The sequence below is a fragment of the Aequorivita sinensis genome (assembly GCF_006346335.1).
GTDB classification, from domain to species: Bacteria; Bacteroidota; Bacteroidia; order Flavobacteriales; family Flavobacteriaceae; genus Aequorivita; species Aequorivita sinensis.
Map to the genome: position 1 here is coordinate 37,374 of NZ_VDMC01000014.1, position 24,213 is coordinate 61,586.

The following is a 24,213-nucleotide window of genomic DNA, read 5'->3' on the forward strand; positions in this document are numbered from 1 at the left end:
TAAGTATTCTGGAAATTAAGCAAAAAAGTGAAGAATTTATGACGTTACTTTTTAAACACTAATTTAGAAATTCTTTTATTGCCTGAAGCGAAAGCTACACTATCGTTAACAAATTCAATTGCGAAAAAACCAATTTTTGATAGTTCCTTCCAGTTTTTACCGCCATCACCGCTAAACGAAATTCCGGGTGAGCCTACCGCAACGAGCCCTTGCCCTTTTGTGCCAGGTATATATTTTACAGAAGAGCGATACCCCGGCTCCTTTCCATTTGCCATCAATTTCCAAGTTTTACCACCATCTTTAGTTATAGCCTTATTCCCTTCATTAAACTCTTTGTCTTCCCAATTCCCACCGAAAATAACGCCGTTCTTCTCATCTAAGAAGTCAACAGAGTAAATCCCAGTCATCGCTCGTCCTTGAATAATTGGTGTTTTATATACTTCCCAAGTTTTTCCCTTATCAGAAGTATGCATAATTCGGGCTTTTTTGCCACCTGTTGCCACCCATGCATTGTCTCCATAAATGGCAATATTACTATTACTTGCCGCAAATGCTGCTTCGCCTTTTTCTACTTTTGGAAGGTTTTCACAAGGTAACTTTTGCCATGTATTTCCACCATCGCGGGTAATTATTACAGACATACAGTCTGCTGTAGGGTCGCCAATTGCAATCCCTTCCATATCATTCCAAAACTTCATCGAGTCGTAGAATACATTCTCGTTTTTCTCTGAATAAACCTCCTCTATGTTAGTTGCCTCTTTTCCGTCAAAACCAATTTTATAAAGCACTGCAGGATTAGCTATACTCAAGACAAAAACCGCTTCGTTTGTAGTTGCTATAGATCTAAAGTGAAGTAAGGTATCTTCGTATTTAATTACAGCTAGCTTTGGAGTGTCGCCGTCAATAAATCCAACTTTTCCTTGATCTGCCGCAAACCAAACTCTGTTTTCATCTAAGGGTTGAATAGCGCGAATACTCAAACTGTCAATAAAAACTGGTGTAATTTCAACAGAATTAAATTCTACTTCAGGTTTAGAGTTACAAGAAACTAATGTAAAAGCAGCTAATAGGATAAAAAGAAATCGCATTTTTAAAATTTTTGGCAAAAGTAAACATTCTAAAATACCAAATATCATAACCTATTTATAAATGCTTAGGAACATCAGATAAATTGAAAATATCTTTCAACTTTTAAGTCTATTGGTTGTAAATTGTAAAAAATAATTTATAAAATATTTTTTTTGATTTCGATTTAAGTTTCAATTTCAGTTTCAAAGAGATACCTTTGCACTCGCAAAAGTTTTCAACTGATTGAAAGCCTTGAAGTCAAGCACAAATTTCAGGAGTAATTTTATTAATTAATCTGGTTTTGTGTTATATAAATTGAATACCCTATTAAATGAAATTACACCGAAACCTAGTATTCGCTACTATTGATTCACTTCATCTTATTTTCAACGAAAATAAACAAGCCGATAAAGTATTGAGAAGCACCTTAAAACGTGATAAACGTTGGGGTGCGCGAGACAGAGCATTTATTGCAGAAACCACTTACGATATTGTAAGGTGGAAACGCCTATATTCAGAAATTGCTGAAGTACGCGAACCTTTTGACCGTCCTAACCTATTTAGATTATTTACTGTTTGGGCAACCTTAAACGGAATTAAAATTCCAGAATGGAAACAATTTGAAGATACTCCTACCCGTCGTATAAAAGGAAGATTTGACGAACTTTCTAAAATTAGAAAATACCGTGAATCTATTCCAGATTGGATGGATGAGTTAGGTGAAAAAGAATTAGGAAAGAAATGGGATAAGGAAATTGCAGCCTTAAACAAACAAGCCGACGTTGTTTTACGCGTAAATACTTTAAAAACTACAGTTGAAGCGTTACAAAATGAGTTATCGGACCTTGAAATTGAAACTGAAACAATAAAAGGTTACCCAGATGCTTTAAAACTTAAAGAGCGTTCAAACGTATTTATTACAGATGCTTTTAAAAACGGTTTGTTTGAAGTACAAGATGCTTCTTCACAAAAAGTAGCTGCTATGCTAGACCCAAAACCTGGAATGCGCGTTATTGACGCTTGTGCAGGGGCGGGCGGAAAAAGCCTTCATATTGCGACAATGATGGAAAATAAAGGCCAGCTAATTGCAATGGATATTTACGAGAATAAACTTAACGAACTCAAGCGTAGAGCTCGAAGAAACGATATTTTTAATATTGAAACTCGAGTAATTGATTCCACTAAAGTTATAAAGAAGTTGATAGAAAAGGCCGATAAGGTTTTAATTGACGCTCCTTGCTCTGGATTAGGAGTTTTAAGAAGAAACCCTGATGCTAAGTGGAAACTTCAGCCTGAATTTTTAGATAAGATTAGAGCTACTCAAAAGGATTTATTAGAAAGCTACTCTAGAATGGTAAAACCAGGTGGTGATTTAGTTTATGCTACTTGCTCTATCTTGCCTTCAGAAAATGAATTACAAGTGAAAGCATTTTTAGCTAGTGAAGCTGGTAAGGATTTTACCTTATTAAATGAAGAGAGAATCTTGCCTAGCAAAAGTGGTTATGATGGTTTTTACATTTCTTTATTACAAAAGAAGGCATAAAAAAGATTGATTTTATATAAGAAAAGAGCAGGCAAAAGCCTGCTCTTTTCTGTTTTACACCTCTAGAACTTCAAAAAATCGAATTGTTGTTAATTAAAAATGATAATTAGAGCATTTTGAAGCTTTTTAGATAAATAGATTATCCTTTAAAATAGTTAACTTTGCAGCTTCAAAATAAAAATAGATGATTCACTTTTTTGGTAACGTAGAAAACACTGTTTTTGCAGTTCAAACCCACGGAATAATTTCAGAAGAAAATACTAAAAAGCTGGAATGGCTTTTTGGCAATCAGGCTAAGCTAGAGGAATCCGTCCTGTATACAAACACGTCGGATTTTTTTATTGGTCCTCGCGCAGCTATGATTACTCCTTGGAGTACTAATGCCGTTGAAATCACTCAAAATATGGGGATTGAAGGCGTAATTCGCATAGAGGAATTTCACAACAGTTCAGTTGTAAAAGAGGCTTTCGACCCTATGATTTCTCAAAAATTTCAGGAACTAAATCAAGAGCTTTTTGATATTAACGTGCAACCTGAACCAATTTTAGAAATTGAAAATATTTCTGAATACAATGAAAAAGAAGGGTTAGCGCTAAATGCTGAAGAAGTTGAATACCTAGAAAACTTATCAAAAAAGATAGGTAGAAAGCTTACCGATAGTGAGGTTTTTGGTTTCAGCCAAGTAAATAGTGAGCATTGCCGTCATAAAATTTTCAACGGTGTATTTGAAATAGATGGAAAAGAAATGCCTTCTTCTCTATTCAAACTTATTAAAAAGACCTCATCAGAAAATCCGAACGATATTGTTTCGGCTTATAAAGATAACGTAGCTTTTGTAAAAGGACCTAAGGTAAAACAATGGGCTCCAAAAAGTGCAGATAAGCCAGATTGGTACGAAGAAAAAGATTTCGACAGTGTGATTTCATTAAAAGCTGAAACGCACAACTTCCCAACTACAGTAGAGCCTTTTAACGGTGCTGCAACTGGTAGTGGAGGTGAAATTCGCGATCGTTTGGCAGGAGGAAAAGGTTCTTTACCGCTTGCTGGAACAGCGGTTTATATGACTTCATATTCACGATTAAACAAAGAGCCCTTCGACTCCGCTCAGAACAGACCTTGGGAAAAAGGAATGAAAGAACGCGATTGGCTTTACCAAACGCCTTTAGATATTTTAATTAAAGCTAGTAATGGAGCTTCCGATTTTGGAAACAAATTCGGTCAGCCATTAATCGCTGGATCTGTTCTTACTTTCGAACACGAAGAAGACGCTCGTAAATTAGGTTTTGATAAAGTAATTATGCTTGCTGGTGGTATCGGTTACGGAAAAGCAAGTCAAGCAATAAAAGACAAGCCTCAAGAAGGTGATAATATTGTAATTTTAGGTGGTGATAACTACCGAATTGGAATGGGTGGTGCTGCAGTTTCATCGGCAGATACAGGTGAATTTAGCAGCGGAATTGAACTTAACGCAATTCAACGTAGTAACCCAGAAATGCAAAAACGCGCTGCCAATGCCATTCGAGCAATGGTAGAAAGCGACCACAATCCAATTGTTTCTATTCACGATCACGGTGCAGGTGGACACTTAAACTGTTTAAGTGAATTAGTTGAAGAAACTGGAGGACGTATAGAAATAAGCAAACTTCCTATTGGCGACCCTACCCTATCCGACAAAGAAATAATGGGGAATGAAAGCCAGGAGCGAATGGGCTTAGTTATTGGTGATAAAGACATTCAAAACCTTAAAAGAGTTGCAGACCGCGAACGTTCTCATATGTACGAAGTAGGGAAAGTTACAGGCGACCAACGTTTCTGTTTTGAAAACAAAGACGGCGAAAAACCTATGGATTTTGCGCTTGAAGACATGTTTGGTAGCTCACCAAAAACAATAATGAAAGACAAAACCGTAAATAGAAACTATAAAAACTCTGTTTACGAAGCTTCAAAAATAAAAGAGTACGTTACACAAGTTCTTCAATTAGAAGCTGTAGCTTGTAAAGATTGGCTTACCAATAAAGTTGACCGTTGTGTAACTGGTCGTGTTGCAAAACAACAAACCGTAGGACAATTACAATTACCATTAAACAACTGCGGTGTAATGGCTTTAGATTATCAAGGTAAAGAGGGTGTAGCCACTTCTATTGGGCATTCTCCGTTAACAGCCTTAATAGACCCTGCTGCAGGATCGCGCAATGCTATTACCGAGTCTCTAACCAATATTGTTTGGGCTCCATTAAAAGATGGTTTAAAAAGTGTTTCACTTTCAGCCAACTGGATGTGGCCTTGTAATAACGAAGGTGAAGACGCAAGACTATACGAAGCTGTTAAAGCTGTTTCAGATTTTTCAATTGATTTAGGAATCAATGTTCCAACCGGAAAAGATTCACTTTCAATGAAGCAGAAATACAAAAACGAAGAGGTTATTTCTCCAGGAACTGTAATTATTTCTGCTGCAGGAAACTGTAACGATATTCAAAAAGTAATTGAGCCTGTTCTTCAGAACGGTGGTGGTAGTATTTACTATATCAATGTTTCTCAAGACAACTTTAAACTAGGCGGATCTTCTTTTGGACAAATTTTAAACGCTATCGGAAACGAAGCGCCAAATGTAAAAAGTGCTGAATACGTAAAAACCGTTTTCAATACGTTACAAGAACTCATTAAAGAAGGTGAAATTCTTGCTGGACACGATGTTGCGTCAGGTGGATTGATTACTACTTTATTAGAAATGTGCTTTGCCAACGTTAATCTTGGAGCAGATTTAGATCTTTCAAACTTAGGTGAAAGTGATATGGTAAAAGTTCTTTTTGCTGAAAACGCAGGACTTGTAATTCAAGCTTCGGAAGATACTTCAGTTGAAAAACTTCTATCTGAAAACAATATCGATTTCAAAAAGATTGGAACTGTTACAACTAATGAAACCCTAACCATTAAAAATAACAGTGAAGAACTTTCATTCAGCATTCCTGAAATGCGTGATGCTTGGTACGAAACTTCATATTTATTAGACAGAAATCAAAGCGGTTCAGAACTAGCTAAAGAACGTTTTGACAATTTTAAAAATCAGCCATTAACTTTCGAATTTCCAAAGAATTTCACAGGCAACCTCTCGACTGCGCTCGAGGAGACAATGTCAGGTGGAGCGCAGTCGAGACCCAAGGCAGCTGTAATCCGTGAAAAAGGAAGTAACAGTGAGCGCGAAATGGCTTATATGATGCACTTGGCAGGATTTGATGTAAAAGATGTGCATATGACCGATCTTATTGAAGGTCGTGAAGATCTTGAGGATATAAAATTCTTAGTTGCTGTTGGTGGATTTAGTAACAGTGATGTTTTAGGAAGTGCTAAAGGTTGGGCTGGAGCTTTCCTTTACAACGAAAAAGCGAATAAAGCATTAAAGAATTTCTTTGCTAAAGACGATACATTATCCTTAGGTGTTTGTAACGGATGCCAGTTATTTGTGGAGTTAGGATTACTTAATCCTGAAGATGAAGAAAAACCAAAAATGCTTCATAACGATACCAATAAATTTGAATGTGTGTTTACTTCGGTAAAAATTCAGGAGAATAATTCTGTGATGTTATCTTCAATGGCAGGAAGCACATTAGGAATTTGGTCGGCTCACGGGGAAGGAAAATTCAGTTTCCCAAAAGAGGAAAGCCACTACAATATTGTTGCAAAATACGGTTATGATAAATTGCCATCAAATCCAAACGGAAGTGATTTCAACACTGCTATGATGACTGATAAAACAGGTCGCCATTTAGTAATGATGCCTCACTTAGAGCGTTCTACTTTCCCTTGGAACTGGGCATATTACCCACAAGATAGAAAGGATGACAAAGTTTCTCCTTGGGTTGAAGCCTTAGTTAATGCAAGAAAATGGATTGAAAAGAAATAGATTTATTCTATAAATAATAAAAAACCGTTTACATAAAATTTGTAAACGGTTTTTTCATTTATAAAAGTAACTACAAGTTATTTTCTCGTAGTTTTCAATTTATAATTACTTATTCAAAAGCACTGGTTTTCCTAATCCTAGTTGGTCTAGTTTAACCAATTGAGTTGCTGCATCGCCAACTATTACATATATCATTCTATCTGGACGAATGTATTTTTCTGCTAATGCTTTAACTTCTTCTACTGTCAACGCTTTTACAGTTGCTTCGCGTTGTTTTGCATAATCAACTGGGTAGTTGTAGTTGCTAATATTTGAAAGCATAGACAGCTTGCTATTTAATGTTTCAAAAGCTCTTGCTCCGCTTTTTAGCATATAGCCTTTGGTAATTTCCAAATCATTTTCATTGAAATTCTTTCCATAGTTTTCTAAAATCTCTTTTATTAAGGCTGTAGACTCATAGGTAACGTTAGAGCGAACACCACTGCTTATCATAAACGTCCCTTCAATACTTGAACCTGTAAATCCAGAGCGAACACCATAAGTGTAACCCTTACCTTCGCGTAATTCTTGAGTAAGTTGCGACGCAAAACCACCACCGCCTAATCGGTAATTCATAAGGCTAGCAGGATAAAAATCTGCGTGTGTAGCAGCTATAGCTGGGTAACCAAAATTAAGAACAGATTGTTTCGCTCCTGGGAAATCATAAAAATAAATTTTTGAAGTTTCAGGGTGTTTAATTTCAGCTATTTCAGGAAACGATACTTCTTTTGATGCCCACTTATCATTTAATGACGTTAGCGAGCGTGAAACCTCAGCTTGTGACACAGCACCCACTATGTGAAATTTAGTAATGTTTGGCGAGAAATATGTGTTGTAATATGTTTTTAAATCATCTAAAGTAATAGCCTCTACAGATTCCTTAGTTCCAAAATTATCGTGCGATAAGATATTGCTTTCACCATAAATCAACTTGTCAAATTCAATACCTGCAATACTATTTGGATTGGCTTTTTGACGTTCAATTTGACTTAGAACACTTTGCTTTTGAAGTTCAAATTCCTTTTCATCCCATCTTGACTGAAGTAGAACTTCTTCAATAAGACTCATCGTTTTATCATAATTCTTAGCCAATGTATTTCCATAAATCATAATAGCTTCTTTTGTAGCTACAGTATTTATAGTTGCCCCGAGACTTTCAATTGCATTTTCTAGCTCTTCAGGAGTTTTAGTAGCAGTTCCTTGAGTCATGAGACTTGCTAGTAAATTTGAAACACCAATTTTTTCTGAATTTTCTAAAAGCATTCCGCCATCAAGTTGAATTCTGTACTGCACCAAAGGCACTTCATTGTTTTCTATTCTAAATAATTTAATACCTGAAGACAATTCGTCTTTCCATACTTCTGGAACTTTCACATCTGGACTTTCACCATAAGGAGGCTCCACACTTCTGTCAAAGCTTGAAGGTGTTTTTTCATATTCCGCAACTACGCTTGAATCAAAACTTTCTTCAGCACCTTCAACAATTGGCTCTTCCACTACATCTGCTAATTTAGAATCTGTTATAGCTAGAGCCTTCTGATTTTTAGGAACAAAGCTTGTTGCCACATAATTCTTACCTTTAATATATTGGTTGTAAACACGCATTACATCATCAGGCGTAACTGCAAGAATGTTTTTCACATCTTGATTTACAAATCCAGGGTCTCCTGCAAATATTTCATATTGAGCTAACTGGAATCCCTTTCCTAATACACTTGAAAGTCCTTGATAAAAAGCAGTTTCCTGCCCTGCTTTAATTCTATTTAAATCGGCTTCAGAAATCCCTTCAGCTTCAAACTTTTTTAATCCTTCTTCTATTCCATTTAAAACCTCTTGCAGGCTAGTATCTGGAAATGCTGTAACCTGCATCATAAACTGACCCGCAATTTCAGAGTTGTATTGGTAAGTATCCACTTCGTCGGTTAGCTTCTTATCTTCAACTAGCGTTTGGTATAAAGGAGCTTTTTTACCTTTTGCCAAATAGGTCGCCAAAACCTCTAAGGCATACGAATCTGGATGATATTGGTAAACCCCTGGCCAAGTAAGCGTTAATTGAGGTACACGGGCAAAGTTATCTTCGTAGTACAACTTTTTAGTTTGAGATAGCGTAACAGGTTGCTTTTCCATTTTAGGAATATCTCCGCCACGTTTAATTTCTCCAAAATATTTGTTTACCCACTCTTTAGCTTTAGCTACATCAAAATCCCCAGCAATGGTTAGGTTCACGTTGTTAGGAACATACCAACGATTATAGAAATCCTTAACATCCTGAAGGGTTGCATTCTGCAAATCTTCTAAGGAACCAATTACCTCCCAACTGTAAGGATGTCCTTTTGGGTATAAATTTTTATGGATTACATAAAAGTTATGACCATAAGGTGCATTGTCTACTCTTTGACGTTTTTCATTTTTTACTACCTGCTTTTCTTTCGCTAAAACCTCTTCGGTAACGGTATTAATAAAGAAACCCAATTTATCTGCCTCCGCCCATATCATTTTTTCTAAAGCATCTTTAGGCACGGTTTGGAAATAATTTGTTCTATCTCTACTAGTAGAACCATTTGCGCCAGAACCTCCAATACGAGCACTCAATTTATCAAGTCCGCCTTTTCCTAGGTTTTCTGATTCTAAGAAAAGTAAATGCTCGAATAAATGTGCAAAACCAGTTCTACCTTCAATTTCTCTAGCTGAACCTACGTGACTTGTTAAGGCTACTGCCACCACAGGGTCTGAACGGTCTATATGAAAGATAACTTGTAAACCGTTATCTAGAGTGTACGTTTCGAAATCGACTTTAAATTCCTTGTCTTCAGAAACTTTTTCTTGAGCATTATCGCAGGAAATAAAAAGGGTTAAACAAAATAAATTAAGAGCTAAATATTTAAAAAGCTTCATAGTTCAATAAATTAGAATTTGTGAGATATCAATCGTAGTTCGTTAAATTATCTCGGCGATTATTATTATAATAGATTCAGTTTTTTTGTTGTAAAAATTTGAAATAACTTAGCAAACAAAGAATCCGCTAAGATAGTAATAAACCAACTGCTTCGATTTATAGATTTTTTTTTATAATTATATTTACTTTGAAAATAGTAAATATGGAATATCGAATAATTTCACTATTTTGCACATACAATAATTCTACACTATGACTGATCCAAAAAGACTTTTTGATTTCCCATATTATCAACTTAAACAATACCCTCAAGAAAATGCACTTGTTACTAAGTATAATGGAGTATGGAAATCAACTTCTACACAAGAATATATCGATAAAGCAAATGCTATAAGCCGTGCTTTAATAAAAATGGGAGTTCAACCAAATGACAAGGTTGCGCTTATTTCTTCTACCAACAGAACAGAGTGGAATATATGCGATATCGGTATTATGCAAACCGGGGCGCAAGATGTTCCAATTTACCCAACTATTTCTGAAGACGAATATGAATACGTTTTAAATCATAGTGAATCTGTTTATTGTTTTGTTTCAGATGAAGAGGTATACAACAAAGTGATGGCCATAAAAAACAATGTTCCTAAACTGAAAGAAGTCTATACTTTTAATGACATTAAAGGAGCAAAAAATTGGTCGGAAGTACTTGAAGCCGGAAAAGATGAAAGCAATCAAGATGAATTAGATAAAAGAAAAGCGTCAATTGACGAAAATGATCTTGCCACCTTAATATATACATCTGGAACTACAGGAAAACCTAAAGGTGTAATGCTTTCTCACAAAAATATTGCGAGTAACGCTAAATTTAGTTCGGAGCGTCTTCCTATTGTAATGGGAAAATCTAAAGGACTTAGCTTTTTACCCGTATGTCACGTTTACGAAAGAATGTTACACTATATGTATCAGTATTGTGGTGTAGAGCTATATTTTGCTGAATCGCTTGAAACGATTAGTGAGAATTTAAATGAAGTAAAACCGGAGGTAATGACGGCTGTTCCTCGTGTACTTGAAAAAGTTTACGATAAAATTTACACCAAAGGAACTGAACTAACTGGAATTAAAAAGAAATTATTCTTCTGGGCTATAGACCTAGGGTTAAAATATGAACCATACGGCGAGAATGGCTGGTGGTACGAATCACAACTTAAACTTGCAAACAAGTTAATCTTCAGCAAATGGAGGGAGGCTTTAGGAGGTAATATAAAGGCTATTGCTTCAGGTAGTGCTCCATTACAACCAAGACTTGCACGTGTATTTAACGCTGCTCAAATTCCAGTAATGGAGGGTTACGGACTTACCGAAACTTCTCCCGTGGTAGCAGTAAACGATATGCGAAATAAAGGTTTTAAAATAGGAACCGTTGGGAGACCATTAAGAGAAACTGAAGTAAAAATCGCAGAAGACGGTGAGATTCTAGTTAAAGGTCCTCAAGTAATGTTAGGGTATTTTAAAAATGAAGAAGAAACTGAAAAAGTAATGGAAGGCGGGTACTTCCACACTGGAGATATAGGCGAAATTGATAGCGAAGGATTCCTTAAGATTACCGACCGTAAAAAGGAAATGTTTAAAACGAGTGGTGGGAAATATATCGCTCCACAAATTATTGAAAACGAAATGAAACAATCTCGTTTCATTGAACAAATAATGGTGATTGGTGAAGGTGAAAAAATGCCTGCAGCCTTAATCCAGCCCGACTTTGATTTTATTCGAGAATGGGGAAAACTTAAAAATCACAACCTTCCAGCAGACAATAAGGAGTTGGTAAATAACAAAGAAGTAATTGCTCGTATTCAAGAAGAAGTAGATCTTTTTAATGAGCGTTTTGGGAAGTGGGAAAGAGTGAAAAGATTCGAAATGACTCCTGATGTATGGAGCATAGAAGACGGACAATTAACGCCAACAATGAAGATGAAGCGTAAAGTTATTAAAGCGCAGTATAAGGATTTGTATGAGAGGATTTATGGGAATAATTAACACAAAACAATATATTGCGGCATCTTAAAAAAACAAATTATGAAATTACAATTACCATTAACGACTTTTTTTAAAATAGCAATTTTCTTAAACCTGATATTTATTTCATCGGCATCTTTGAAGGCGCAGTCTTGTTTGCCAAATGGTGTTTTTTTTAACAATCAGGCGTCTATAGACAATTTTGCCACAAATTATCCCGGTTGTACTACCATTGGAGGATGGGTGGAATTAAATGGTTTCAGCGACATTACCAATTTAAATGGGCTGTTACAAATTGAGGAAATACAGGGAAATTTGTTAATACAAGAATCCGATAATTTAATAGATTTATCGGGGTTGGATAATCTTCATACTATTGGAGGTTTTTTAAAAATTGCTGGAAACGATGATTTGACTAGTTTTCACGGATTGGAAAACCTTTCATCTATAGGTAGTCGTTTACGTATAGAATATAATATCAATCTTGAAAATATTACAGCACTGAGCAATCTTACTGTAATCAACAACACTTTAGACGTAATAAATAATGATAATTTACTTTCATTTAACGGGTTGGAAAATATCACAACTGTTTTTGATGAGGTTTATATAGAAAATAATGATGCCTTAGAAAATTTAAATGGTTTGGAAAGCTTGGTTTCTATTGGGGGAAGATTGCTCATTGCGAGAAACGGTTCTCTATTAAACCTCGATGGTTTAAATAATCTAAATTCGGTTGGCTGGGAACTTTCAATTTCAGAAAATCCGGCATTGGAATCATTGATTGGCCTTGAATTGCTCGCCACAATTGACGGATCTTGTCTTATTTCTTCAAATAATAATTTAATAAACATTAGCAGTTTGGCAAATCTTACTACCGTAAACGGGGATTTTTATTTTGGAAGCAATTTCGCAATCACGTCCTTAGCCGGGTTGGAAGGATTGATTTCAATAAACGGAATTTTAAATATGACTTCAAATTTCCAACTTTCCAATATTGAAGGAATAAGGAACATTGATGCTACTACGATTACAAATCTGAACATTAACAATAATGATCTGCTTTCAGAATGCGCTGTTAAAAGTGTTTGTGATTTCTTGGACATAAACCCTGCGAATACAAATATTTTCTTTAATAATCCAGGTTGTGAAACACGTGAAGAAGTAGAATCCGCCTGCGCTCTCGGCACGGAAGAAAACCAAATTTCACAGATTAAAATCTACCCAAACCCAGCCAACAACACTTTTGAAATTTCAGGTTTAAAAGAGGGCATTATTGAAATCATTGACAGCCAAGGTAGAACCGTTAAACAAATGGTTTTGAATGAAAACAATTATTCAATTTCTGAATTATCTTCCGGCATCTATTTCGTAAAAATTACTTCTGAAAAAACTTCCATTACAAAACAGCTAATCAAAACCTAGAAATGAACTGGCTCCTACTAATACTTGGCGGTCTTTTTGAAATAGGCTTCGCAGCTTGCCTGGGAAAGGTTAAAGAAACCACAGGTTTGGAATCTAAACTCTGGTTCGGCGGGTTTTTGGTTTGTCTGGCAATCAGCATGTTTTTGCTTATAAAAGCTTCAAAAACCCTTCCCATCGGTACGGCTTATGCAGTTTGGACCGGCATTGGCGCGGTGGGCACTGTTTTAATTGGTATCTTTTATTTTAATGAACCGGCTACATTTTGGCGCGTATTTTTCATTTCAACCTTGATATTTTCAATAGTAGGATTAAAATTTGTAAGCAATTAAAGTTGCGTTAAACCAACATTATTCCGTCTTTGGGCCTTTTTGATTTCTTATCTTTAAAAGAAATTTATCCAATAAATGGAAACTATTTGGACCATCGGACATTCCACCCGAACCTTCGACGAATTTTTAAAATTGTTGCAATCCTTCAAAATAAAATCTCTCGTCGATGTTCGGCATTATCCTGGTTCTCGAAAATTTCCACAATTTAATAAGGACAATTTAGAAAAATCACTTCCCGAAAACAACATAGAATACACGCATCTCATTGATTTAGGCGGACGTAGAAAACCAAATTCCAATTCCAAAAACGATGCTTGGCGATTAGATTCTTTTAAGGGATATGCAGATTATATGGCAACCGAAGATTTTAAACAAGCTCTTAACACTTTAAAAGAAATTGCCGCAGAAAAGCAGACAGCAATAATGTGTGCCGAAGCTGTTTGGTGGAGCTGTCACCGCTCATTAATTTCCGACATCTTAAAAGTTGATGGATGGGAAGTACTACATATAATGAGCGAAAACAAAGCTACTGAACATCCCTACACGGCTCCCGCAAGAATAGTGGATGGAAAACTGAATTACTCAAAAAAAGATTAATAATTAATTATTGTCTTCGGCTATAGGTTTTACCATTTACAAGTTCTTTCCCTGCAAAAAGGTTGTCTATAGTAACTAGGTGATATCCTTTTGATTTAAGATTAGAAATTACTTCTGGCATTGCTTCAACGGTTGTTTTATGAATATCGTGAGCTAAAACAATTCCATTTATATCGGCTTCACTTATTCTTTGTGCGACAGTTTCGGCATTGCGGTCTTTCCAATCTAGTGGGTCTAAGTTCCACAAGATGATTGGCATATTCGCTTTGGTTTTTACAATGTCGTTAAACGAACCGTAAGGAGGACGCATAACATCTACTTCTTCTCCTGTGATATTTAAAATCACATCATTGGTTTTAATTATTTGGTTTACTATTTCTTCATCAGACAGTTTTTTTAAATCCTTATGGTCCCAACTGTGATTTCCTATCTGATGTCCTTCCTTATAAGCTCTTAATAAAGTGTTTTTTTGAACTTTTGCCGATTTTCCCAAAACGAAAAACGTAGCCTTCACATCGTGCTTTTTAAGAATATCTAAAAGTTGCGTTGTGTGCGTTGCTGGTCCGTCGTCAAAAGTAATTGCTATACAAGGCTCCTTACTGCAATCAATCTTATATGTTTTTGGAGAAGATTGGTCGGTATCAATTGATGTAGTGGATGTATCTTCTTCTTGTGTTTGCGGTTGAATGTGAAAAATATACTGATACTTTTTAGCTACTAAGTGTTTATATGTTTCTGGAGCAAGTTTAATTTCAATATTTCCATGATTTCCCGAAGCAACCTGATACTTATCAAAATATATTGTCAAGTTTCCCGATTTATCCCAACTAAAAGCGTGATAATTTTTATCGTTTGCTTTTGTACCCTCGCCAATCATTTCTTGGCTATTTTTCCAAAGTACTTTTTTATCATCATCGGTAAGCTCTTGCATTGATCTTATTTTCTCTCTTAAAATCTCACTTGTTTTCGATTTAACAACTTCAGCTAGTTTATCAAAATTATCCTTTGGAGAAAAGATAGTTGAGAATTCAAGTTTCTTTTTTTCTTTTATATCATATATATGAGTGAAGTATTGAGAATTATAATTGTTTCCGTATGAAGTGTAACGCTCAATTAAAAAAGCGATAATAGAAGGTGTGCTTTCTATAATTTCAAAATGCTGACCAAAATCTAGTCCTGCTACTGCGTTTTCATTTACATCCTTAGCTGCGTCTTTAAATTCTGTTAAATACGACTGCGCAAATTCCTCTTCATTTTTATTGATGAAACCATACACCGTACTTGGATAAGACAAGTGAAACTTATTTTTATCGTTTAAAGTATCCGAGCCTATCTGAATGTTTTTTACTTGAATACTATCTGTTAAGTTTTCTACGCTTTCTTCAAGAGTTACAGTAGAAGGCTTTTGAATTTCATCCTTTTTAGAATTGTCTTTACAACTATAGATAATTGCTGAAAGCATGAATACGTATACTATTTTTTTCATAATTCTTAATCTATTTGCGTTAACACTTAAAGTCTATAAATATCCATTTAATAATCAAGATTCAAAGTTATATCATTTGTCCAAACCCTTTTTAGCTCTTTGTTAAATCTTAACACACTAATGCAGCTATAATGTTTTCACCGAATAATTTCAATTGAATTGAATCCTGTCTATGTGATTATTAAATATCGGACCCGAAAAAGTATTGGTAAAATTTTTTTTTGATTTTTGACTCACTTATATATAAGTACTTTTTTATAAATAATCATACCTAGGCTAAGCGTTTAAAAACCCTAAAATGGCTCCCGAGGGATTTTGCAGCTGTCATTTTATGAATGAAATTGATACATTTTAAGCTACAAAACTATACCGAGGCTCTCACTCCCAACTTATTATAAAAAAACTATTAAATTTACTATGCGTGCATAATAAATTTTTTGTATCTTTGGTATTATACTTTTTTCAATATCCTCAATGCAAGAAAAAACAAAAGAGAAAACCATAGATTATGTTTTGCGTTCCACTTGGATGAATGTTACTAAAATGTACAATGAGGAAGCAGGAAAAAAAGGGAGTACTATGGCAACCGGGTTTGCTTTAATTAGTATAGATCCTGAGAATGGCACACCTAGTACTGCTTTAGGGCCAAAGATGGGAATGGAAGCTACAAGTCTGTCACGCACTTTAAAAGCAATGGAATCAAAAGGACTAATTGAACGAAAACCAAATCCAGAAGATGGACGTGGGGTTTTAATTCATCTAACGCCATTTGGTAAAGAAATGCGAAGTTTTTCAAAAGATGTAGTCTTTGGCTTTGATAAAGCTGTAAGAGAAAATGTTTCAGAAGAAGATTTACAGACTTTTAGGAAAGTAGCAAAAACAATTAACGACTTAATCAGCTCCAAAAAGGTTTATGATTCAGTTTAAAATCAAAAAAAATAAATAATTCCGAATTAGGACTTCAATTTTCTTAATTCAGAAATCATAATTCATAACTCATAATATAAAGAGATGTCAAAAAGAAGAATTAACAAAGTAGCGGTAATCGGTTCCGGAATTATGGGAAGCGGTATAGCATGCCATTTCGCCAATATTGGTGTAGAGGTGCTATTGCTCGATATTGTTCCGCGTGAGCTTAATGATGCCGAAAAGAAAAAAGGGCTTACTCTAGAAGATAAGGTGGTAAGAAACAGAATTGTAAACACAGATTTACAAAAAGCTATTAAAAGCAACCCTGCCCCACTCTATCACAAAGATTTTGCTAAACGTATTACTACAGGAAACTTAGAAGATGATATTGCTAAGGTAAAAACTGCCGATTGGATTATTGAAGTAGTAGTAGAACGTCTTGATATCAAGAAACAAGTTTTCGAAAATCTAGATAAGCACAGAAAACCAGGAACCCTTATTACTTCAAACACTTCTGGTATTCCTATTAAGTTTATGAGCGAAGGACGTAGTGAAGATTTCCAAAAGCATTTCTGCGGAACGCACTTCTTTAATCCACCACGTTACTTAAAACTTTTTGAAATCATCCCAGGACCTAAAACTTCACCTGAAGTATTAGAATTCTTAAATGGTTACGGTGAAAAGTTCCTTGGAAAAACTACTGTAGTAGCTAAAGACACTCCTGCATTTATTGGAAACAGAATTGGAATCTTCGGAATTCAAAGTCTTTTCCACCAAGTGAAGGAAATGGGACTTACTGTTGAAGAGGTTGATAAACTAACCGGTCCAGTAATTGGTCGTCCAAAATCGGCTACTTTTAGAACTGTTGACGTTGTTGGTCTTGATACTTTAGTACACGTAGCTAAAGGTATTCACGAGAATGCCCCGGAAGACGAAGAACACGGAATCTTCCAAATTCCAGGTTTTATCGATACCATGATGGAAAAGAAATGGCTTGGAAGTAAAAGCGGACAAGGTTTCTATAAAAAAGTAAAAGACGAAAAAGGAAATAGTGAAATTCTTTCGTTAGACCTAGACACTTTAGAGTACAGAAAGAGTAAAAAAGCATCATTTGCAACTCTAGAAAAAACGAAATCGGTTGGTACTGTAACCGATCGTTTCCCAATTCTTATTGCAGGGGAAGATAAAGCTGGCGAATTCTACCGTAAGAACTTCGCAGCAATGTTTGCTTATGTTTCAAAAAGAATTCCTGAAATCACCGACGAACTTTACAAGATTGACGATGCTATGAAAGCAGGTTTTGGATGGGACAATGGTCCTTTCGAAATTTGGGATGCCGTAGGTGTTAAAAAAGGAATTGAATTAATTAAAGATTTAGGAAAAGAACCAGCAGCTTGGGTAAACGAAATGCTTGAAGCTGGGGTAGATTCTTTCTATACCGTAAAAGAAGGGAATACATATTACTACGATATCCCTCAGAAAAAACACTTAAAAGTACCTGGACAGGATTCATTTATTATTCTAGACAACATTCGTAAGACCTCAGAAGTTTTCAAAAATAGCGGGGTTGTAGTTGAAGATCTTGGCGATGGTATCTTAAATGTGGAATTCACTAGTAAAATGAATGCTGTAGGAGGCGATGTATTAGCAGGAATTAATAAAGCCATAGACATTGCTGAAAAAGATTTCGACGGTTTGGTGATTGCCAATCAAGGGAAAAACTTCTCTGTTGGGGCGAATATCGGGATGATCTTTATGATGGCTGTAGAACAAGAATACGACGAATTGAATGCTGCTGTTAAGTATTTCCAAGATACAAGCATGCGCCTTCGTTACTCTTCTATTCCAGTAGTAGTGGCACCGCACGGAATGACTTTAGGGGGTGGATGTGAATTTACACTTCACGCCGATAAAGTTGTTGCAGCTGCAGAGAGTTATATTGGTTTAGTAGAATTTGGCGTTGGGGTGATTCCTGGCGGTGGAGGTTCTAAAGAAATGGCGCTTAGAGCAAGTGATACATTCCATAAGGGAGATGTTGAGCTTAACCGACTTCAGGATTATTTCTTGACTATCGGAATGGCAAAAGTATCCACTTCGGCTTATGAAGCGTTTGATACTGGAATTCTTCAGAAAGGAAAAGACATTGTAGTTGTAAACCAAAGCCGACAAATTGCGGCAGCAAAAGCAACGGCACGTTTTATGGCTGATCAAGGATATACTAAGCCAATTCCAAGAACAGATATTAAAGTACTCGGAAAGCAAGCCATGGGAATGTTCCTTGTTGGAACCGACCAAATGTACGCTGGAAAATACATTAGTGAGCACGATAAGAAGATTGCAAACAAATTGGCATACGTTATGGCAGGTGGCGATTTAAGTGAAGCGAGCTATGTAAGCGAGCAATACTTACTAGACCTTGAAAGAGAAGCATTCTTAAGTTTAACCGGAGAAAGAAAAACCCTAGAAAGATTGCAGCACATGATTCAGAAGGGGAAGCCGCTTAGAAATTAGAAACTAGACTTGAGAAGTGAGATGTGAGACTTGAGACTTGAGACTTGAGACTTGAGACTTGAGACAAAGTAATTAAATATCAACTAAATAGTTATTTTTATTAGAATCTTAAATCACATGTCTAATCTTCAAATCTAAGTGTCATGCACAATTTTCAAGAGTTAAAAATCTGGCAAAAATCGATGGATATAGCGGAACAAACTTATCGGATAACAACTAAATTTCCTAAAGAAGAGAAATATGGCTTAACAAGTCAAGTTAGACGAAGTGCGATTTCCGTACCATCCAATATAGCTGAAGGAGCAGGAAGAAATACTGATGGAGAGTTTAAAAACTTTTTGGGTATTGCAAATGGATCATCAAATGAATTGTTTACACAACTAGTTCTTTCCCACCGGCTTGAATTAGTTTCAGAAAATACAGTAAAACCTATTTTAAATGAATTAATTGAGATACAAAAAATGAATTATACTTTGATAAAGAAATTTTCAAAGAAAATTTAAAGATTCTTATATCTCATGTCTAAAATCTAAAATCTATTATGAAAACAGCATATATAGTAAAAGCATACAGAACCGCGGTGGGGAAAGCGCCTCGTGGGGTATTCCGCTTTAAGCGTCCAGACGAATTGGCGGCGGAGACCATTAAGTATATTATGAACGAATTACCGCAACTCGACAAAAAGCGAATTGACGACGTAATTGTTGGTAACGCAATGCCAGAAGCCGAACAAGGCCTTAACGTAGGTCGGTTAGTTTCGTTAATGGGATTGGATATAGTGGACATTCCTGGAATGACAGTAAACAGATACTGCGCCTCGGGATTAGAAACTATCTCTATTGCCGCTGCTAAAATCCAGAATGGAATGGCAGATTGTATCATCGCTGGTGGTGCAGAAAGCATGAGCTATATCCCAATGGGAGGATATAAGCCTGTTCCAGATTATCAAGTTGCGAAAGAAGGTAAGGAAGACTATTACTGGAATATGGGACTAACAGCAGAAGCTGTGGCTAAAAAATACAACGTTTCGCGCGAAGACCAAGATGAATTTGCATACACGAGTCAGATGCGTGCTTTAAAAGCACAAGATGAAAATCGTTTTCAAGATCAGATTGTTCCTATTGAAGTAGAACACACTTATGTAAACGAAAACGGGAAAAAAGTTACTGAATCGTATACTGTAAATAAAGATGAAGGACCTAGAAAAGGAACTAATATAGAAGCTCTATCAAAACTACGTCCTGTATTTGCCAATGGCGGTAGTGTAACAGCTGGTAACTCATCGCAGATGAGTGATGGTGCTGCTTTTGCAGTAGTTATGAGCGAAGAAATGGTGAAAGAATTAAACCTTGAGCCAATTGCAAGAATGGTAAGCTATGCGGCTGTTGGTGTAGAACCTAGTATTATGGGTATCGGGCCATTATACGCTATCCCAAAAGCACTGAAACAAGCGGGGCTAAAACAAGATCAGTTAGCGCTAATCGAATTAAACGAAGCCTTTGCTTCACAGTCATTAGCAGTAATACGCGGATTAGATTTAGACAAGGAAATTGTAAACGTAAATGGTGGAGCGATTGCTTTAGGTCACCCACTAGGTTGTACTGGAGCCAAGCTTTCTGTGCAATTATTTGACGAAATGCGCAAACGTGACCTACAAGGCAAATACGGAATGGTAACTATGTGTGTAGGAACCGGACAAGGAGCTGCTGGGGTTTATGAGTTTCTTAAATAATGACTTAAGACAATAGGACTTAGGACGTAAGACTAAAACTTTAAAACCTATACAATATGGCAGCGAAGCATAATTTTAGAAAACTTACAATTTGGAAAGAAGGTATTGAATTAACAAAAGAAACTTATTCAACTACAGATACATTTCCAAAGTCCGAAACCTATTCTTTAACTAGTCAATTGCAAAGAGCAGCAGTTTCCATTCCTTCAAACATTGCGGAAGGAACTGCAAAAAGAACTGATAAACATTTTCTCCAATATTTGGATAATGCTCTAGGTTCGGCTTTCGAATGGGAAACTCAACTTATAATTGCGTTTGAAGTTGGTTATATTTCCAATGAAAGATTTAAACATTTGGAAATAAAAATTCAATCAATTCAAGGAATGATTACACGTTTTATGGAAAATTTAGAAAAGAATATTTCGTAAAATTTAATTTTAATATACACAAAAACATTATTGGTGACGGCAAGTCCTACGTCTTATGTCTTACCGTCCTAAGTCAAATCAAAACAAATATGAGCACAACAGAAAAAAACAACGACAACCTTCTCCGCGGCGGACAATTCATAGTTAAAGAAACAAAAGCTGAAGACGTCTTCACTCCTGAAGATTTTACTGAAGAGCAAAAAATGATGCGCGATTCTGTGAAGGAATTCGTAGATCGTGAAGTATGGCCATTAAAAGAACGCTTTGAGCAACACGATTACGCCCTTACCGAAGAAATTATGCGTAAAGCTGGCGAAATGGGACTTCTAGGTGTAGCAGTTCCTGAAGAATACGGCGGACTGGGAATGGGATTCGTAACCACTATGTTAGTTTGCGACTATATTTCTGGAGCTAGTGGTTCAGTAGCAACAGCTTTTGGAGCCCATACAGGTATCGGAACTATGCCAATTACCCTTTACGGTACCGAAGAGCAAAAGAAAAAATACGTTCCTAAATTAGCTACTGGTGAGTGGTTTGGGGCTTATGCACTTACTGAGCCAGGTGCTGGTAGTGATGCAAACAGCGGAAAAACTAAAGCAGTTCTTTCAGAAGATGGAAAATACTACTCGATCTCAGGACAGAAAATGTGGATTTCGAATGCTGGATTCTGTAATACTTTTATTGTATTTGCGAGAATTGAAGACGACAAAAATATTACTGGATTTATCGTAGAAAACGATCCTTCAAACGGTATTTCACTAGGTGAAGAAGAAAAGAAATTAGGTATCCACTCCTCTTCTACTCGCCAAGTTTTCTTTAGTGAAACTAAAGTTCCTGTAGAAAACATGTTAGGCGAAAGAGGCGAAGGTTTCAAAATTGCGATGAATGCCTTAAACGTAGGTCGTATTAAACTTGCTGGTGCAGGACTTGACGGACAGCGTAGAGTTATTTCAAAGGCGGTAGAATACGCTAATGAAAGAATTCAGTTTGACGTGCCTATTTCATCGTTTGGAGCTATAAAACTTAAGTTAGCTGAAATGGCAACAAATGCATATGTAGACGAAAGTGCTTCGTATAGAGCTGCCAAAGATATCGAAGACAGAATTGCACTTCGTTTGAAGGCTGGAAATAGCCATCAAGAAGCTGAGCTTAAAGGTGTAGAAGAATACGCTATTGAGTGCTCAATCTTAAAAGTAGCTGTTTCAGAAGACATTCAAAACTGTACAGACGAAGGAATCCAGATTTATGGTGGAATGGGATACAGTGCAGATGCACCAATGGAATCGGCTTGGCGTGATGCTCGAATCACTCGTATTTACGAAGGAACAAACGAGATAAACAGAATGCTTTCGGTTGGAATGCTTGTGAAAAAAGCAATGAAAGGTCACGTAGATCTTTTAAACCCAGCCCAAGCAGTAGCTGACGAATTAATGGGAATCCCATCTTTCGACACTCCAGACTACTCTGAATTACTTTCAGAAGAAAAAGCAATGATTGCCAAATTGAAGAAAGTATTCTTAATGGTGGCAGGAAGTGCAGCTCAAAAATATGGAACTGAACTTGAAGAACACCAACAAACACTTATAGCTGCAGCAGATATCTTAATTGAAATCTATATGGCTGAAAGTGCAATTTTACGTACTGAAAAGAACGCAAAACGCTTTGGTGAAGACACTCAAAAAGAACAAATTGCAATGTCTCAGCTATACTTATATCACGCTGTAGATATTATTACTGTAAAAGCAAAAGAAGCAATTCTTTCTTTCTCTGAAGGTGATGAACAACGTGCAATGCTTATGGGACTTAAGAGATTTACTAAGTACCAAAACATGCCAAATATTGCTGAACTTAGAAAGACAATCTCTAATAAGGTAATTGCAGAGAACACATATCCGTTCTAAGTAGTTTTTTTATAATTAGGATTTTTAGAGGTCCTGGCAAGTTTTACTTGTCAGGATTTTTTTTGTTTAAAATTCATTTAAAAATTCCTATCTATTCTAACTATTAACTGAATAGGGTAATCTCTTATATTTATATTCTCAATTAATAAATCCTAATAGATATACCTTCACCTTGTTTTGACGTAAATTAGAAAGCTATTTAAAGTAATGATTCATTATAATTACCATTCAATTTTTTTATCTTTATCGCTTTACTTGAATTAGTTGATTTTACATTAATATATTACAATTAATTCCGATAACTTACTGTTATTAAAAACGTTACCAAAACTCATAAAATGAATCGGTTTTTATTTCTTCTTATACTTTCTTCTATTTTTATTCAAAGTTGTGATGACGGTGATATAATTGTGAGGTCTTTTAACTTTGACAATGCAGAGCTTAAAACTTGCGGTGACGTAGGGAACTATGTGTTTTATAAAGTAAATCCAGATTCAAAAGAAAGCTTATCGCTTAAAATGGAAGTTTTAGATAGTCTTTATCGCGAGGAAGGAATTGCAAACTACACCCTTAACGGGACAACTATAGTAGTTGATTATAGAACCTACGACGCAGCATTAGGCAACAACTATTTTTGCAGTAGTATTCCTCCTACTTCACCAAATGTTACTGTAGAATATGTAGCAAGTTCTGGAACTGCGGTACTTACAACTACTTTTTTAATTGAAGACAATGACGGAGTGCCAAGAGAATTTGAGTTTGCTGGTGATACCGATGGCGATGGCTTAGATGATATGTACGATTTTGATGATGATGGCGACAATGTGCCAACAGTTTTTGAACTCAATTTAGAAGATGACGATGAAGATCCTTTTTCCAATCCAAAAGATACAGATGGGGACGGAATTCCAGACTTTTTAGACAATGAAGATGATAATGATGGAGTACTTACTCGTTTTGAAGATGAAAACTTAGATTTAGATCCGAGAAACGATATCACCGATCCTACTGTGGGTCCTGACTATTTAAACCCTGAAGTAGCTAACACTTACGAAGTTTTTCAACATCAACCTCACGAATATCAAATTTTTAAAAGTGTTCAAATCACGCTAAAAGATTTGGTTTTAGTAAGAGGCGACGAACAAATTATAATTGAAACTCTAGACATGGGAACTATTGAAAATGTGGAGATTATAACCAAAACCGTAACCCCACAGCCCTAGTCTTCGATACATTTTTAAAGCAAACTTCACTGCAAGAGACAAGAGAAAAAAGAAAAGAGAGCGTCTAGAATCTAGACTCTAGATTCTAGAATCTCAAGTCTAAATGTATATCCCTGATTAGTGTTGACCGTTATTTATTAATTTAGATTATCAAAAATAGTCATCAATTTTCTTTCTTGAGGCCTCAAGAAAGAAAATTGATTTATGAACTTCTC

16 protein-coding genes are annotated in these 24,213 nt (G+C 35.8%); 13 read left to right on the forward strand and 3 right to left on the reverse strand.

Features of this window, described 5'->3' with window-relative positions; genetic code table 11:
• Positions 1-44: 44 nt before the first annotated feature.
• The gene (locus FHP04_RS12155) at positions 45-1,088 is read right to left on the reverse strand and encodes a WD40/YVTN/BNR-like repeat-containing protein (protein WP_139856406.1); all 1,044 of its coding nucleotides are present in this window, start codon (positions 1,086-1,088) and stop codon (positions 45-47) included.
• Between the two features lie 311 nt (positions 1,089-1,399).
• Between FHP04_RS12155 and FHP04_RS12160 the strand changes: the two genes are divergently transcribed.
• Entirely contained in the window at positions 1,400-2,611 is a 1,212-nt protein-coding gene (locus FHP04_RS12160) for an RsmB/NOP family class I SAM-dependent RNA methyltransferase (RefSeq protein ID WP_139856407.1), read from the forward strand.
• 184 nt (positions 2,612-2,795) lie between these two features.
• Positions 2,796-6,512 (forward strand): phosphoribosylformylglycinamidine synthase, encoded by a 3,717-nt coding sequence (gene purL, locus FHP04_RS12165; RefSeq protein ID WP_139856408.1) that lies wholly within the window; start codon positions 2,796-2,798, stop codon positions 6,510-6,512.
• 105 nt (positions 6,513-6,617) lie between these two features.
• Here purL and FHP04_RS12170 read toward each other — a convergent pair whose 3' ends face one another.
• Positions 6,618-9,446, reverse strand: a complete 2,829-nt coding sequence (locus FHP04_RS12170) for a M16 family metallopeptidase (protein WP_139856409.1) — start codon at positions 9,444-9,446, stop codon at positions 6,618-6,620.
• Between the two features lie 253 nt (positions 9,447-9,699).
• Here FHP04_RS12170 and FHP04_RS12175 point away from each other — a divergent pair, with 253 nt between their 5' ends.
• The 4 genes from FHP04_RS12175 (at position 9,700) to FHP04_RS12190 (ending at position 13,808) form a co-directional block, all read left to right on the forward strand.
• Positions 9,700-11,478 carry an AMP-dependent synthetase/ligase gene (locus tag FHP04_RS12175; RefSeq protein ID WP_139856410.1) on the forward strand — a complete coding sequence of 593 codons (1,779 nt, stop codon included), beginning with the start codon at positions 9,700-9,702 and terminating at the stop codon, positions 11,476-11,478.
• A 39-nt stretch (positions 11,479-11,517) separates the two neighbouring features.
• Positions 11,518-12,882, forward strand: coding sequence for a T9SS type A sorting domain-containing protein (locus tag FHP04_RS12180; RefSeq protein WP_139856411.1), 1,365 nt, complete (start codon positions 11,518-11,520; stop codon positions 12,880-12,882).
• Between the two features lie 2 nt (positions 12,883-12,884).
• Entirely contained in the window at positions 12,885-13,211 is a 327-nt protein-coding gene (locus FHP04_RS12185) for a DMT family transporter (protein ID WP_139856412.1), read from the forward strand.
• Positions 13,212-13,286: 75 nt separating this feature from the next.
• On the forward strand, positions 13,287-13,808 hold the full coding sequence (locus FHP04_RS12190; RefSeq protein ID WP_139856413.1) for a DUF488 domain-containing protein: 522 nt from the start codon (positions 13,287-13,289) through the stop codon (positions 13,806-13,808).
• Positions 13,809-13,815: 7 nt separating this feature from the next.
• Here the strand turns inward: FHP04_RS12190 and FHP04_RS12195 are convergent, their stop codons facing one another.
• Positions 13,816-15,294: a polysaccharide deacetylase family protein gene (locus FHP04_RS12195; RefSeq protein WP_139856414.1), complete on the reverse strand. Its 1,479-nt coding sequence runs from the start codon at positions 15,292-15,294 to the stop codon at positions 13,816-13,818.
• 474 nt (positions 15,295-15,768) lie between these two features.
• Here FHP04_RS12195 and FHP04_RS12200 point away from each other — a divergent pair, with 474 nt between their 5' ends.
• The 7 genes from FHP04_RS12200 to FHP04_RS12230 all read left to right on the forward strand — a co-directional run bounded on the left by FHP04_RS12200 (position 15,769) and on the right by FHP04_RS12230 (position 23,998).
• Positions 15,769-16,221, forward strand: a complete 453-nt coding sequence (locus FHP04_RS12200; RefSeq protein ID WP_139856415.1) for a MarR family winged helix-turn-helix transcriptional regulator — start codon at positions 15,769-15,771, stop codon at positions 16,219-16,221.
• Positions 16,222-16,305: 84 nt separating this feature from the next.
• A complete protein-coding gene (locus tag FHP04_RS12205; protein ID WP_139856416.1) occupies positions 16,306-18,714 on the forward strand; it encodes a 3-hydroxyacyl-CoA dehydrogenase/enoyl-CoA hydratase family protein in 2,409 nt (802 codons plus the stop codon).
• A gap of 143 nt (positions 18,715-18,857) precedes the next feature.
• Positions 18,858-19,217, forward strand: coding sequence for a four helix bundle protein (locus FHP04_RS12210; protein WP_139856417.1), 360 nt, complete (start codon positions 18,858-18,860; stop codon positions 19,215-19,217).
• Between the two features lie 38 nt (positions 19,218-19,255).
• Positions 19,256-20,446 carry an acetyl-CoA C-acyltransferase gene (locus tag FHP04_RS12215; RefSeq protein ID WP_139856418.1) on the forward strand — a complete coding sequence of 397 codons (1,191 nt, stop codon included), beginning with the start codon at positions 19,256-19,258 and terminating at the stop codon, positions 20,444-20,446.
• A gap of 56 nt (positions 20,447-20,502) precedes the next feature.
• Complete coding sequence (locus FHP04_RS12220) at positions 20,503-20,874, forward strand: four helix bundle protein (protein ID WP_139856419.1); 372 nt, start codon at positions 20,503-20,505, stop codon at positions 20,872-20,874.
• Positions 20,875-20,963: 89 nt separating this feature from the next.
• Positions 20,964-22,775 (forward strand): acyl-CoA dehydrogenase family protein, encoded by a 1,812-nt coding sequence (locus tag FHP04_RS12225; RefSeq protein ID WP_139856420.1) that lies wholly within the window; start codon positions 20,964-20,966, stop codon positions 22,773-22,775.
• Between the two features lie 338 nt (positions 22,776-23,113).
• Complete coding sequence (locus FHP04_RS12230; protein ID WP_139856421.1) at positions 23,114-23,998, forward strand: hypothetical protein; 885 nt, start codon at positions 23,114-23,116, stop codon at positions 23,996-23,998.
• The last annotated feature ends 215 nt before the right edge of the window (positions 23,999-24,213 follow it).

Coding starts and splice junctions, on each gene's coding strand:
- FHP04_RS12155 (WP_139856406.1), bottom strand. CDS start 1,088: ATGCGATTTCTTTTTATCCTATTAGCTGCTTTTACATTAGTTTCTTGT.
- FHP04_RS12160 (WP_139856407.1), top strand. CDS start 1,400: ATGAAATTACACCGAAACCTAGTATTCGCTACTATTGATTCACTTCAT.
- purL (WP_139856408.1), top strand. CDS start 2,796: ATGATTCACTTTTTTGGTAACGTAGAAAACACTGTTTTTGCAGTTCAA.
- FHP04_RS12170 (WP_139856409.1), bottom strand. CDS start 9,446: ATGAAGCTTTTTAAATATTTAGCTCTTAATTTATTTTGTTTAACCCTT.
- FHP04_RS12175 (WP_139856410.1), top strand. CDS start 9,700: ATGACTGATCCAAAAAGACTTTTTGATTTCCCATATTATCAACTTAAA.
- FHP04_RS12180 (WP_139856411.1), top strand. CDS start 11,518: ATGAAATTACAATTACCATTAACGACTTTTTTTAAAATAGCAATTTTC.
- FHP04_RS12185 (WP_139856412.1), top strand. CDS start 12,885: ATGAACTGGCTCCTACTAATACTTGGCGGTCTTTTTGAAATAGGCTTC.
- FHP04_RS12190 (WP_139856413.1), top strand. CDS start 13,287: ATGGAAACTATTTGGACCATCGGACATTCCACCCGAACCTTCGACGAA.
- FHP04_RS12195 (WP_139856414.1), bottom strand. CDS start 15,294: ATGAAAAAAATAGTATACGTATTCATGCTTTCAGCAATTATCTATAGT.
- FHP04_RS12200 (WP_139856415.1), top strand. CDS start 15,769: ATGCAAGAAAAAACAAAAGAGAAAACCATAGATTATGTTTTGCGTTCC.
- FHP04_RS12205 (WP_139856416.1), top strand. CDS start 16,306: ATGTCAAAAAGAAGAATTAACAAAGTAGCGGTAATCGGTTCCGGAATT.
- FHP04_RS12210 (WP_139856417.1), top strand. CDS start 18,858: ATGCACAATTTTCAAGAGTTAAAAATCTGGCAAAAATCGATGGATATA.
- FHP04_RS12215 (WP_139856418.1), top strand. CDS start 19,256: ATGAAAACAGCATATATAGTAAAAGCATACAGAACCGCGGTGGGGAAA.
- FHP04_RS12220 (WP_139856419.1), top strand. CDS start 20,503: ATGGCAGCGAAGCATAATTTTAGAAAACTTACAATTTGGAAAGAAGGT.
- FHP04_RS12225 (WP_139856420.1), top strand. CDS start 20,964: ATGAGCACAACAGAAAAAAACAACGACAACCTTCTCCGCGGCGGACAA.
- FHP04_RS12230 (WP_139856421.1), top strand. CDS start 23,114: ATGAATCGGTTTTTATTTCTTCTTATACTTTCTTCTATTTTTATTCAA.